The organism is Nonomuraea sp. NPDC050227, from assembly GCF_044459705.1.
Classification (GTDB): domain Bacteria; phylum Actinomycetota; class Actinomycetes; order Streptosporangiales; family Streptosporangiaceae; genus Nonomuraea.
In genome coordinates, this window is the sequence record NZ_JBITJF010000013.1 from 1 (window position 1) to 12,228 (window position 12,228).

Annotated in this window: 12 protein-coding genes; 2 read left to right on the forward strand and 10 right to left on the reverse strand. The window is 73.6% G+C overall.

Features of this window, described 5'->3' with window-relative positions; all coding sequences use genetic code 11:
- Positions 1–88 precede the first annotated feature (88 nt).
- Positions 89–1,366, reverse strand: coding sequence for an NAD(P)/FAD-dependent oxidoreductase (locus ACIBK9_RS39740; protein WP_397163972.1), 1,278 nt, complete (start codon positions 1,364–1,366; stop codon positions 89–91).
- 53 nt (positions 1,367–1,419) lie between these two features.
- Positions 1,420–3,273, reverse strand: coding sequence for a serine hydrolase domain-containing protein (locus ACIBK9_RS39745; RefSeq protein WP_397163973.1), 1,854 nt, complete (start codon positions 3,271–3,273; stop codon positions 1,420–1,422).
- A gap of 227 nt (positions 3,274–3,500) precedes the next feature.
- Here ACIBK9_RS39745 and ACIBK9_RS39750 point away from each other — a divergent pair, with 227 nt between their 5' ends.
- Together ACIBK9_RS39750 and ACIBK9_RS39755 are read left to right on the forward strand one after the other, a co-directional pair.
- Positions 3,501–3,965: a hypothetical protein gene (locus tag ACIBK9_RS39750; protein ID WP_397163974.1), complete on the forward strand. Its 465-nt coding sequence runs from the start codon at positions 3,501–3,503 to the stop codon at positions 3,963–3,965.
- A 78-nt stretch (positions 3,966–4,043) separates the two neighbouring features.
- Entirely contained in the window at positions 4,044–4,754 is a 711-nt protein-coding gene (locus ACIBK9_RS39755) for an SDR family NAD(P)-dependent oxidoreductase (RefSeq protein ID WP_397163975.1), read from the forward strand.
- Between the two features lie 41 nt (positions 4,755–4,795).
- Here the strand turns inward: ACIBK9_RS39755 and ACIBK9_RS39760 are convergent, their stop codons facing one another.
- The 8 genes from ACIBK9_RS39760 to ACIBK9_RS39795 form a co-directional block, all read right to left on the reverse strand.
- Positions 4,796–5,773 carry a hypothetical protein gene (locus tag ACIBK9_RS39760; protein ID WP_397163977.1) on the reverse strand — a complete coding sequence of 326 codons (978 nt, stop codon included), beginning with the start codon at positions 5,771–5,773 and terminating at the stop codon, positions 4,796–4,798.
- Entirely contained in the window at positions 5,770–6,330 is a 561-nt protein-coding gene (locus ACIBK9_RS39765) for an RNA polymerase sigma factor (RefSeq protein WP_397163979.1), read from the reverse strand. The genes ACIBK9_RS39760 and ACIBK9_RS39765 overlap by 4 nt, the downstream gene beginning before the upstream one ends.
- A 119-nt stretch (positions 6,331–6,449) precedes the next feature.
- Positions 6,450–7,325, reverse strand: a complete 876-nt coding sequence (locus tag ACIBK9_RS39770) for a hypothetical protein (RefSeq protein WP_397163981.1) — start codon at positions 7,323–7,325, stop codon at positions 6,450–6,452.
- On the reverse strand, positions 7,318–7,917 hold the full coding sequence (locus ACIBK9_RS39775) for an RNA polymerase sigma factor (protein ID WP_397163983.1): 600 nt from the start codon (positions 7,915–7,917) through the stop codon (positions 7,318–7,320). Before ACIBK9_RS39775 ends, ACIBK9_RS39770 begins: the two co-directional genes overlap by 8 nt.
- Before the next feature lie 106 nt (positions 7,918–8,023).
- Positions 8,024–9,403, reverse strand: coding sequence for an amino acid adenylation domain-containing protein (locus ACIBK9_RS39780; RefSeq protein ID WP_397163984.1), 1,380 nt, complete (start codon positions 9,401–9,403; stop codon positions 8,024–8,026).
- Complete coding sequence (locus ACIBK9_RS39785; protein WP_397163985.1) at positions 9,396–10,670, reverse strand: condensation domain-containing protein; 1,275 nt, start codon at positions 10,668–10,670, stop codon at positions 9,396–9,398. Before ACIBK9_RS39785 ends, ACIBK9_RS39780 begins: the two co-directional genes overlap by 8 nt.
- Positions 10,667–11,848, reverse strand: coding sequence for a cytochrome P450 (locus tag ACIBK9_RS39790; RefSeq protein ID WP_397163986.1), 1,182 nt, complete (start codon positions 11,846–11,848; stop codon positions 10,667–10,669). Before ACIBK9_RS39790 ends, ACIBK9_RS39785 begins: the two co-directional genes overlap by 4 nt.
- The gene (locus ACIBK9_RS39795; protein WP_352353844.1) at positions 11,841–12,137 is read right to left on the reverse strand and encodes a phosphopantetheine-binding protein; all 297 of its coding nucleotides are present in this window, start codon (positions 12,135–12,137) and stop codon (positions 11,841–11,843) included. Before ACIBK9_RS39795 ends, ACIBK9_RS39790 begins: the two co-directional genes overlap by 8 nt.
- Positions 12,138–12,228: the final 91 nt, after the last annotated feature.

Sequence of the window (12,228 nt, forward strand, 5' to 3'; positions counted from 1 at the left end):
CGCCATCTGGCACAACCGCGCCACCGGCCAGCCCATCACCCGGTCCCTGATCGCCTACGACCACTGACCCGACTTAGGACTTACTCGTCTAGAGCGCCGCCCGGTCGAGGGCGGCCAGGCTTTCTGCGCGCAGCGACCGAAGGTCGTCGAGCACGGCGTCGGCCGCGCGCCGGCCGGACACCAGCGCCCCCTGCAGGGAGCCGGTGTCGCGGTGGTCGCCGCACACGTACAGGCCGGCCCGCAGCCGCACGGGCCTGCGCAGCGGGTACGGCGGCCGCATCGCCGGCAGCGCCGCCGGCACCTGGTACGTCGCCACGTGCTCCCAGCCGGAGGTGTCGCCGTAGATCTCGGTCAGGCGGCGGCGGACCGCGCGTTCGTCGTCGGCCAGGCCCAGGACCGACGTGGACACCAGCGCCCGCCCGTCGGCGGAGTACCCGGGGGCCGCGTCGGTGAGCACCAGGGTGTCGGTGACGGCCCCGGTGGCGTCCACGACCTGGATCGGCTCGCGCATGGGGGAGCGGGGCGCGGCGTGGTAGAAGGTGGTCACCGCGCGCATCTCGGGCGTCTCGATCCCGCTCAGCAGGCGGCCCGCGGCCCCCGGGTCGGCGGCCACCACCACGGCCCGGCCCCCGACCGTGGCGCCGTCGGCGAGCCGCACGCCGCCGGGGCTCACCTCGATGACCCGGGCGCCGAGCGTGACGGTGCCCGGCGGCAGCCGGTCGGCGAGCCGGCGCGGGATCTCGCCCATGCCCAGGGCGGGCACCGCGATGGTGCCGCGCGCGAACGACCGCCAGAACAGGTGGAAGATCCGGCTGGAGGTCTCCAGGTCGCGTTCCAGGAGCACCCCGGCCAGGAAGGGACGCATCAGGCAGTCGATCATCTTCTCCGACATGCCCCAGGCGCGCAGCTCGTCGTCGGTGCGCCGGTCGGGCCCGCCGCGCAGCCGGGACGCGGGCAGCACCAGGTCGCGGGCCGTGAGGGCGGCGAGCACGGCGTCGTCGCGCGGCGTGCCGAGGCCGGTCAGCAGCCCGCTCAGCGCGTGCCGGGGATGCCGCCACGGCAGCATCACCCTGGCCCTGGCCCGCGTCCCCTGGACGATCACGCCCGAGGCGAACGGGCGCAGGTCGAGCGCGTCCAGGTCGAGCAGCCGGCGGGCCTCGGGGTAGGCGGTGTTGAACACCTGGTAGCCGCGGTCCAGCCGGAACCCGTCCACGACGTCGGTGCGCACCCGGCCGCCCACCCCGTCGGACGCCTCCAGCACCCGTACCGGCACACCGGCCTCGTGCAGCCGCACCGCGCAGGCCAGCCCCGCCATCCCGGCCCCCACGACGATGACGGTGCCAGCCGTTCTCCGCTCGTTGTCCATGCCAGGGGCCCTACCCGCGTCCTCGCAGCTCAGACCCCACGAGTCGTCGTGCCCTACGCCCAGCCGTAGACCGACCTGACGGCCGCGGCGACCTCGTTGACCAGCGCCGTGTCGTTGCCGTTGGCCAGCACGGCGTAGCCCGCGCCGAGCTCCGGATAGCCCTTGAACACCGATCTGAAGCCGTAGTTGGAGCCGTCGTGGGTGTAGGAGAAGTTCTGGGTGCCGGAGCCGGCGACGAACAGGCCGCGTCCCATCCCGGGCTGCGGGCCCTCGGTGAGCAGCGAGCGCACCGACGCGCGGGTGAGCGGCCCGGCGATGTCGCCGGTGGCGGTCCAGGCCCGGTTGAGGTACGACACCAGGCGGCACAGGTCGAGCACGTTCGTGTAGAGGCCGGCGGCGGCGGACTCGGGATACCGGTTGTGGCCGCCGGGGATCACCGTCCCGGTGGAGGTGTGGCCGGAGGCGAGCTCGAAGGCGGGGGAGAGCGCGTACGAGCTGCCCGCCATGCCCAGCGGGGCGAACACCTCCTGGCCCATGTAGTCGGCCAGCGACCTGCCGGTCAGCTCCTCCACCATGCGCTGCAGCAGCACGTACCCGGCGCCGGAGTAGTGGTACTCGGCGCCTGGCTCCGTGGACAGCTCGATCCTGGGGGAGTTGCCCTCGCCGTTCATGACCTGGAGCAGTGACGGGACCGTGGCGGCGGCGCCGTACCCGGCGAAGCCGCCGCCGCCGGCGTCGAAGCCGGAGCAGGCCCCGGCGGGCGAGGTCGAGCCGCGCCCGACGACCCCGGCCCGGTGCGTCAGCAGCTGCTCGACGGTCGGCACCGCCGTCGGCGACACGCACGAGCGGGCCGGCAGCGTCCAGCCGAGATGCGGGCGGACGTCGGCGGTGAGCGCGATCTTGCGCGTCTGGAGCAGCCGCAGCACGCCCACCGCGGCCACCGCCTTGCTGATGGAGGCGGCCTGGAACGCGCTCTCCGGATGCGCGGCGGGGGCGCCGCCGGCGGCGAGCCGGCCGTATCCGGTGGACCAGGCGATCTTGTTGCCGACGACCACCGCGACCGCCACGCCCGGCGTCTTGTACGCGCTCATCCGCTGCCAGATGGTCGAGCCGCCGACCGCGTTCTCGAACTGGCGCACCCGGTCGGCGGGCAGCGCGGGCGCCTTGCCCCGGGAGCACAGCGCCCAGCCGCCGCCCGGCCGGAAGGCCACGTTGTGCAGCTGCCAGCCGCCGCCGGCCAGGCTCTTCATCTTCGCGAAGCAGGCGTCGTCGATGCCGCGGGCGTGGAACTCGTCCTGCGCGACCAGGGCCCAGCCGCCCGCCTTGGGGAAGGCGACGCGGGTCAGCCGGCGGCCGCCCTGGGTCAGGTTGCGCATCATCTGGTAGCACTCGTCGTCCACGCCGTTGGCCTGGAAGGCGCCGGACGCGACGACCGTCCAGCGGTCGCCCCCGGCGGGCGGGAAGGCCACGTCCACGACCTGCTGCCCGGCGGTGTAGTACGCCTTGATCCGGCTGAGGCACGCCGCGGGCAGGCCGCGGGACGACACGCCCTTGTCGGTGGTGATCACCCAGCGGTCGCCGCCCTCCGGCGGGAAGGCGATGGCGTTGACCTTCCGGCCGGCCTTGACCAGCGCCCCCAGCTCCGTGAAGCAGGCGTCGGGGATTCCGCGGGCGAAGTACCGCCCGTCCTGCGTGACCATGACCCAGCCGCCGGACGGCGTGAAGGCGAGCGCCGTGACGCCGTAGGGAGCCAGCTCGGCCAGCTTGGCGTGCGCCTCGGCGGTCAGCCCGGCGTCCGCGGACGGGTAGGCCGCCGCGAAGGCGGGCGCGGCGGGCACTGCGGCGGGCACTGTGGCGGCCGCCAGTCCGGCGACACCGGTCAGGGTGAGAAAACGTCTCCTGTCCACAGGGCTCCTCGGTCAAGGCGGGGCGAAACACGGTGATCTTGGCAGAGATGTCCGGCCAGGGCCAACCGCGACCGGCTCCGGCGGGGGCCGGGGGTGTATGCGAATCGGATGAATTCCCTGCGATGAGGGTCGATCTGATGGATCATGATCAGCGCATCGGAACAGGCGGAGGAGATCGGCGACGCCCTCTCCCCGCATTCGGCCGGACGAGCGGGAAGGACGAGGGGTTGACGACGAGAAAGCTGCTCGCGACGCTGGCCGCCCTGCTCCTGGTGTGCTGTGGTGCGGGCTGTTCCACCTGCTCCGTCGCGCAGGGGCCGCCGGTCACCATGCCGAAGCGGGACGCGGCCGCCGATGTGGTGGTGCGCGCGTATCTGGCGGCCATCGCCGCCCGTGACGACGAAGCGGTTCGTCTTCTGTCGGCGCCGGCTCATTACCGGCGTGTCCACAGCTGGCCCGACGACCCGCTGGACACCTGGGCCGACGTGCAGGTTTCCGACGTCGGCGAGCCGACATCGGACGAGTACGGCCCCGGCGGGTACCGGCAGGTGCGAAGCGTCGCCGTCGTCCTCGAGGTGCGCCGGTGCGATGAGGACCCGCCGAACGACGACAGGCACTGGCCGCACAGGTTTCTCACGGGCCGGCAGTCGGACGACGCTCCCTGGAAGGTCATCGGGTTCGGGGCGGGCTGAGGGCCGCCGGTGCGCCTGTGCCAAGGACCATCAGGGCGAATTGACTTCGAGCGCGCTCGAATTCCTAGCGTCGCGTCCATGACGACGACACTGATCACAGGGGCCAACAAGGGGCTCGGGTTCGAGACCGCGCGGCGGCTCGTCGGCGCGGGGCACACCGTCTACGTCGCGAGCCGGGACGCCGGACGTGGACGGGTGGCCGCCGAGCGGCTGGGCGCGCGGGCGGTGGCGCTGGACGTCACCGACGACGCGTCCGTGGCGGCGGCGGCGCGGGCCGTCGAGGCGGACGGAGGGCTGGACGTGCTGGTCAACAACGCCGGCATCCAGGTGGAGATGGGGGACGACCAGGCGGTGGCCGGGGCGGCGGAGGTGACCGCCGAGATGATGCGGCGCACGTTCGAGACGAACGTGTTCGGCATGGTGCGGGTGCTCCACGCGTTCCTGCCGCTGCTGCGGCGATCCGGCGCGCCGGTCGTCGTCAACGTGAGCAGCGGCCTGGCCTCGCTGTCCCGGATGACCGACCCCGGCAGGCCCGGCTATCCCTACCCGGGCGTCGCCTACCCGGCCTCGAAGGCGGCCGTCAACATGGTCACCGTCCAGTACGCGAAGGCGTTCCCGCAGATGCGGATCAACGCGGTCGAACCCGGCTTCACCCGTACCGACCTGAACGGCAACAGCGGCCTGCAGACCGTCGAGCAGGGCGCCGAGATCATCGTGCGCATGGCCCAGGTGGGACCGGACGGCCCCACCGGCGGCTACTTCGACGCCGAGGGGCCGCTCGCCTGGTGACCGTCCCGCGCGCCTCCCCGGGAGGCGCGCGGGACCGCCGGTCAGTCCTTGATGACCGCGTCGCGGGGGCCGCCGTAGACCGGGTTCTTGTCCAGGCGCTGCTCCGTCACGAGCAGCTGGATCACCCCCTTGGCGTTCTCCTCCGCCTCCCAGACCACCCAGTTGTCGCCGACGGGCGTGCTCTGGGTGCGGTCGATGCCGTACCCTCCCGGGTTGCCGGGCGGGACGCCGATGACGGCGAAGATCACCTTCTTGCCGCGCTTCCGCAGCTCGGGCAGCACCTCGCCGACCGTCTTCTCGTCCACCCGCAGGCCCTCCAGCGAGCGGCCCTTGTCGGTGGCGACGCGGAACTCCGGCTCCATCTGCCGCGGCGTGGGCGCGGGCACCGGCTCGCAGGGCGACACCGGGCCCTCCATCAGGTACGTCGTGGTCGTGCCGGTCCTGCCGCTGATGGTCCAGACGAACGTCTGGCCAGGACCGAACAGCTTGCTGTTGATGCGCATCTGCCAGCCCTCGGTCTCGCCGGGGATGTTCTCCGGCACGCTGTAGAGACCGCGCGGGATGTTCTCCACGAACTTCCCGCGCGGTTCGCGGCACATCATGCCCGTGGGGACGTGGTCCACCATCGCGGGCACACCCAGCTCCTTCAGCCGCCGCTCCAGCGCCGGGGCGTCGTCGAAGTCGCGGATCTGGATCGTCACCATCCCGTCGTCCAGGTTGACGGCCCACGAGGCGGGCGCGCCGTCCTTCAGCACGATGGGGACCGTCACCACACCCGCGGCCAGCGCGACCGCGGCGGCCAGCCCGAACGCCAGCCGCCTCGGCCTGACGCCCCGCCGCACCCGTGGGGCCGTGCCCGGCTCCGGCCCCGGCTCTTCGGCGGTGATCGCGGCCAGCAGCGCCCGCGCCCCCGCGCCGGACGGCTCACCTGCCCGCTCGCCCGGCGCGACCCGGGCCAACGCCCTGATCGCCGCGATCTCGTCGACCTTCTTCACGGTGTCCTTCACGGTGTCCTTCACAGCGCTCCCCCCAACGGCCTCTCCGCCGGGACCAGTCGGCTCTCTGCGGTGACGTGCACGCCCGCCGACGTCAGAGCGCGCGACAGGCGCTTGCGGGCGCGGTGCAGCCTGATGCGCACGGCGTTGCGGGACAGCCCCAGCGCCTTCGCGATCTCCTCGCGCTCCAGCCCTTCCCAGGCGACCAGGGACAGCAGCTCCCGGTCGTCGTCGGGCAGGCTGCGGAACGCCCGGCCGATCGCGTCCAGCTCGACCTGGGTGTCGGGCGAGTGGCCGTACCGGTCGGCCAGTTCGGCGTCGAGCTCGGCCGTGCGCTCCCTGCGGCGGTTGTCGCCCCGGAAGTGGTTGGCCAGCACCTTGCGCGCCACCCCGTACAGCCAGAGGGTGGCCTCCGGGCCCTCCGGCAGCTCGTCCACCCGCCGCCAGGCGACGGTGAAGGTCTCGGCCACCACGTCGGCGGCGTCCTGAGGCGAGTCGCACCGGCGTACGGCGTAGGCGGTGATCTGGCCGTAGGCCCGGTCGTAGGCGGCCTCGAACCTGGCCGACCGCTCGTCATCCACGGGCGGTTCCCATGGCGGATCTCCTCATCGAATCATTTGTTCGGACACCTCTGCCTATGTGCGCTCATGGGCCATCATTTCGCCGGAAACAGCGGCGAGGTGTGAGAGGAGCCGGAAGGTCACTCGCCGCTCACCGGGTTCTTCGGCACCCGCTTCTCCGACACCAGGAGCCGCACCGCGCCCTGCCGTTCCGGCTCGGCGGCCCACACCACCCAGTGGCCGCCCACCTTCGCCGACTGCTCGCGCGGGTTCACCGAGAAGCCGTTCCCGTCGGGAGCGGGTTCGATGATCTGGAACGTCACCTCCAGCCCCCGCCTGCGCGTCTCGGCCAGGACCTCGGCGACCGTGCGGCCGTCGGCGACGTACCCCTCCAGGGCCTCGCCCTTCCGGCCGGCGTCGGTGTTGTTCTGGTACGGCTCGCCGGGCCTGGCCGGACGGCCGAGGTAGAGCGTCCCCTTGCCGCCGAACCCCTTGGAGACGGTGACGGTGAGCGCGCAGCCCGGCTGCCCGGGGGTGCAGCCGTGCGGCCGGAGGGTGCCGCCGATGCGGTCGCGCTCGGTCGTGCCGGCGAAGCCGAGCCGGAAGACCCGGCCGACCCCCGTCGGGGACGCGGGCCGCAGGTCGAGGGCGACGTCCAGGCCCATCGCCCGGAACGCCTCGTTGTAGAGGGCGTGGTCGGCGAACGGGTCCGTGATCGTGGCCACGTACTCGTCGCCGCGCAGCTCGATGTCGATGGCGGCGTTGGCGTACGCGGCCGGACGGGCGTCGCGACCGGCCACCACCGGCCCCAGCACGGCCACGGCGGCCAGCACGGCGGCCGCCAGCAGCCCCGCGAGCAGGAAGCGGCCGCGCCGGGGAGCGCGCGGCGCGGCCGGGACGCGGTCCCCCTCCGCGGCCAGCGCGGCCAGGAAGCGGCCCTCCTGCGCGGCCAGCGCGTCCGCGGCGGGCGCGGGCACCTCGCAGCGGAGGCGTTCGAGCTCGGTCATCTCATTCATGGACGGGCTCCTCGCTGACGATGGCCATGGGGTTGACTCCGCCGAGCTCCCCGCGCAACTTCTCCCTGGCCCGGTTGATCCGCGACCGCACGGTTCCGACGCGTACGTCCAGCGCCTCGGCGACCTCGGGGTACGTCAGCCCGGCCCAGGCGACCAGGAGCAGCGCGTCCCGGTGCCCCCGGGGCAGCGTCGCCAGCGCCCCGGCCAGGCGGCGGCGGGCCGCGGCGGCGCTGACCCGGTCGTCGCTGCGGTCGGTGAAGGAGGCCGTGACCGGGTCGGCGCCGGTGCGTTCGAGCACCCGCAGCTGGTGCACCTCGGTGCGCACGTGGCGGCCCATCAGATTGGTGGCGATGCCGTACAGCCAGGGACGGGCGTGCGGGCGGGACAGATCGTAACGGCCGCGCTGCCGGAACGCCGTCAGGAACGTCTCCGCCACCACGTCGTCCGCGGCGTCGGCCCCCAGCCTTCTGGTGACGTACCGGGTGATGCCGGAGGCGTGCCGGCGGAACAGCTCGGCGAAGGCCTCCGGTTCGTGCAGGGAGCGTTGGACATGGGAGGCGTCATCACCTTCCGTAGGGTTCGGGGCGCTCACTTCGTGGCCTTTCGGCGATGAATCAGGACAACTGTTGTTGCCTGACCGGCCGCGAGCGGTTCCCGGCGACCGCGTACGGAACGCCCCCCATCATCCCGGGAGGCGGTCAGCCGCCGTCGAGGGCGTTGTAGTCGACCTTGCCGTTGGGCAGCCGCGGCAGCGCGTCCAGCCGCTGGAACACCGTCGGGACGGCCACGATCGGCAGCCGGTCCAGCAGGTGGGCGCGCAGGGCCCGGCGGTCGATCCGGTCCTCGCCGGTGACGAGGTAGCCCTTCAGCCGGGCCGGTCCTGAACCGGCCCGCGCGACCCCGACGGCGGCGGCCAGCACGCCGGGGAAGCCCGCCATGGCGTGCTCGATCTCCGCCCGTTCCAGCCGCGCGCCGCCCAGCTTGAGCTGGTGGTCGGCGCGGCCGTGGAACAGCAGCTCGCCGTCCGGGCGCAGGGAGACCAGGTCGCCGGTACGGTAGACGTCCCCGACGCCCTCGGCCAGGCCGGGGCCGGAGATCACCAGCTCCCCGACGCCGTCCGGGCCGGGATCGGCGATGGACACCCGCGCCCCCGGGACCGGGCGGCCGATCGGCACCCGGGCCGCCGCCGCGTCCTCGGGGACGCAGCGGTGGACCGTGCTCCAGACGGTGCACTCGGTGGGGCCGTACTCGTTGTGCAGCACCGCGCCGGGCAGCGCCGCGTAGTGCTCCCCGACCAGCGCGGGCGGGCACGTCTCGCCCGCGACGATCACCGTGCCGAGCGACCCGAACGCGTCGGCCAGGCCGTTGCGGAGCGCCAGCCCGTAGAACGACGGCACCATGAGCAGGTGCGAGGGCCGGTGCTCGACGGCGAAGCGCGCGACGGCGGCCAGGTCGGACGGGCGCTGGCTCGGGATGACCAGCCTGCCGCCGCAGGCCAGCGTCCAGTAGATGCCGGCGACCGAGCTGTCGAACGAGATGGACGAGCAGAGCAGGAACCCGCTGACCGGCGCCGCGTAGTGGGCCAGCCGGGCCCCGGTCGACCAGGCCAGGGCGGCACGCGAGACGGTGACGGGCTTCGGCGTGCCCGTCGAGCCGCTGGTGAAGCAGGTGTAGGCGAGCCGCGCCGAGGTCGCGGGCAGCGGCCCGTCCGGCAGTTCCGTGCCGGACATCTCCACGCGACGGGCCGGGCCGGTCAGCGGGACGATCATGTCGGGCTCGATGAGCGCGATCCGGGCCCCGCACGCCTGCGCGACGTCCTGCTGGCGCTGGAAGGGGAAGGCGGCGTCGATGGCCACGTAACGGCCGCCGGCCCGCAGGACGGCGAGCATGCCGATCACCGCCCACCGGGACAGATGCGCATGGATCACCACGGGCTCGTCGGGGCGCAGGCCCGCGTCCAGCAACACCCGGGCCAGCCCGGCGCTGATCCGGTCCAGGTCCCGGTAGGACAGCTCGCCCTCGCGGTCGGCGATCGCCGTGGCCGCGCCGCCCAGGTGCGGCTCGATGAGCTCAAGCATCGGCCAGCCGCTCCAGCACGCGCAGGAACCCGGCGACCTTCGCCTCCACCCAGTCCCGGCCGAACATCGCGGCCTCGTAGGCGACGATGCCGACCACCTCCTCGTCCACCCGCATCGACCACAGCAGGTGCACCGGCATCACGGGCGCGGGCTGCCGCTCCTCCGGCACGGGCGTCAGCACCAGCGCCGGGTCCTCGGCGGTGGGGGCGAACGGCGTCCTGGGGATGAGCTGGAACACCGGGAAGGTGCGCTCGACGACCTCCGACGGGTCGAACATCACGGCCGCCAGCTCCGGCGCCTGCGGCAGCACCCGCAGCAGCGGCACGTCGTGCCGGTAGGCCGCCCGGCACGCCTCGTCGGCGCGGCGGCTCAGCTCGTCCAGGTCGGCGGGGTCGCCGGTGGTGATCCGCAGCCACAACATGTTGAGCATGAACCCGGCCGTGTACCACTCCGACGGCTTGCGCCCCGCGGTGATGACCGGCACGACCGCGTCGTGGCGCCCGGCCCAGACCGACGCGGTGAACGCCGTCAGCAGCAGGGTGAACGGCGTGGTCCGGCGGCGGCGGGCCGCCCGGCCCAGGTCCCGCCACAGCGGGCCGGGCACGGTGAAGCGGCACGTCCGCTGGTCGCCGCGCCTGCCGGGCGTCGGCACCGGCATGGCGAGCTCCGCCACGCCGTCCAGCCGCTCCTTCCAGTACGGCAGCGCGTCGGTGATCGTCCGCTCCCAGGAGGGCGAGAAGTCGTCGGCGGCGACCTCGGCGTACCCCATGACGGCGGAGCCGGGCGGCGGGCCGCCGCGCAGCCGGGCGGTGTAGGCGTCCGACAGGTCGCGCGCCAGCAGCGGCAGCGACCAGGCGTCGGAGGTGAGGTGGTGGGCGACGATCGCCAGCAGGCTCGTGCCGTCCGCGCACCGGCCCAGGTGCACCCACAACAACGGCGGCTCCTCCGGCGGGTACGCCGAGCCGGTGGCCATCGCGAGGAAGGCGTCCTCGTCGTCCACGTCGTGCACCAGCAGGCGGCCCGGCGCGCTCTCGTGCACCCGCGCCCGGACCTCGCCGTCCGGGTCGCGCGACACGGCCGTGCGCAGCGCGTCGTGCCTGGCCACGACGTCTTCCACGGCCAGGCGCAGCACGCCGGCGTCCACCTCGTGCGCCACCCGGTAGGCCGCCCGCACGATGAACGTCGAGTTGACCACGCTCCCCGGCACGGCCTGCTCCAGCCCGAGCAGCAGCTGCTGGGCGTAGGTGAACGGGATCTCTGTCGTCATTGGCCTCTCCTGGGCGTCCCCGAGATGATCAGCTTCTTGAAACCGGTGAGGAAGGTCGATCGCACCCGGACCGGTTCGCCGGCCACCTCGACGTCGGCGAAGGTCGCGAAGAGCGACGCGAAGAACAGCCGCAGCGTCAGGCGGGCCAGGTGGGATCCGATGCAGTAGTGGTGTCCGCTGCCGAAGGCGAGGTGGCGGTTGGGCGTGCGGGCCGGGTCGAACGTGTCGGGGTCGGCGAAGACGGCGGGGTCGCGGTTGGCCGAGCCGATCCAGGCGACCACGGGCTCGCCCGCCGCGAGCTCCACGCCCGACAGCCGCACCGGCCGGGTCGTGTGCCGCATGAAGTGACTGCCGGGCGACGCCCAGCGCAACGCCTCCTCGACCCCGTCGCGCAGCAGGTCCGGACGGCCGGCCCAGGCGCGGTAGCCGCCGCCCCTGGCCAGCTCGAACACCGTCGAGCTGGCCACGTTCGGCAGGGTGACGCTCGCCCCCAGCAGCAGGCTGTAGCAGTTGGAGACGGCCGTGCCGGGGTCCATCCGGCCGCCGTCCTGCGACACCATCAGGCTGATCAGGTCGTCGCCCGGTTTGCGGGCGCGCTCCCGCACCAGGTGCAGGAAGTAGGCGAACAGCTCCCGGTGCGCCCGGCGCAGCGTCCCGGACGCGTCGCCGGCGAGCTGGTAGTCGGGGTCGTCCTCGGCGCTGGCCGCCATGACCAGCGTCAGCAGGCGCGGACGGTCGTCGCGGGGCAGCTCCAGCAGCGGCCCGACCAGCGCCAGCGGCAACCCCCGTACGGCGGCGGCCAGGTCGAACTCCGGCCCGTCCAGGCCGGGGGCGAGCAGGGCGGTGATCGCCGCGATGACGGACGGCTCGTAGGCCGTGGCCGACCGCATGCCCATGACCTTCTGCAGCGGGGCGCGCATCCGGTCGTGCTCGGGCGGGTCGGTGGCGGCGAGCTGTCGCCCGGCGGCCGGGTCGTCGCGGCCCAGGAGGTTGAGCAGGGTGCCGCGCTCGCTGGTGAAGCACATGTGGTCGCGCAGGACGCGGTCCACGTCGGCGTACCGGGTGACCGACCAGAAGCCCCGGTCGTGCCGGTGCACCGGGTCGTTCTCGCGCAACCACCGCCAGGTATCGTGCTGCCCGCCCGCCTCGAACAGGCCGGGGTCGGCGAGGTCACGCATGGTCGAGCGGGGCCGGCGAGCCGATCACCTCGGCCAGCTCGGCGATGGTCGGCGACAGGAACAGCGTCCAGGCGGGCACCTCGAAGCCGAACTCCCGGTCGATCGCGAACTGCACGTCGGCCGCCAGCAGGGAGTCGCCGCCCAGCTCGAAGAAGTCGTCCTCGATGCCGACGGGCGCGACGCCCAGCTTGGCCGACCACAGGCCGGCCAGCCGCCGTTCGATGTCGGTGCGCGGAGCCTCGTACGCCGATTCCAGTTCGAGGTCGTCCCGTGACGTGACAGTGGTCATCCCAGCTCCGTGGTGAGGTGAACGCGAAGACCCGGCCACCCTGCCCCCAAGGATGTTGAGCCCCCGTTGAGAATCCGTTGATCAACCCGCC

Coding starts and splice junctions, on each gene's coding strand:
- ACIBK9_RS39740 (WP_397163972.1), bottom strand. CDS start 1,366: ATGGACAACGAGCGGAGAACGGCTGGCACCGTCATCGTCGTGGGGGCC.
- ACIBK9_RS39755 (WP_397163975.1), top strand. CDS start 4,044: ATGACGACGACACTGATCACAGGGGCCAACAAGGGGCTCGGGTTCGAG.
- ACIBK9_RS39770 (WP_397163981.1), bottom strand. CDS start 7,325: ATGAATGAGATGACCGAGCTCGAACGCCTCCGCTGCGAGGTGCCCGCG.
- ACIBK9_RS39780 (WP_397163984.1), bottom strand. CDS start 9,403: ATGCTTGAGCTCATCGAGCCGCACCTGGGCGGCGCGGCCACGGCGATC.
- ACIBK9_RS39785 (WP_397163985.1), bottom strand. CDS start 10,670: ATGACGACAGAGATCCCGTTCACCTACGCCCAGCAGCTGCTGCTCGGG.
- ACIBK9_RS39790 (WP_397163986.1), bottom strand. CDS start 11,848: ATGCGTGACCTCGCCGACCCCGGCCTGTTCGAGGCGGGCGGGCAGCAC.
- ACIBK9_RS39795 (WP_352353844.1), bottom strand. CDS start 12,137: ATGACCACTGTCACGTCACGGGACGACCTCGAACTGGAATCGGCGTAC.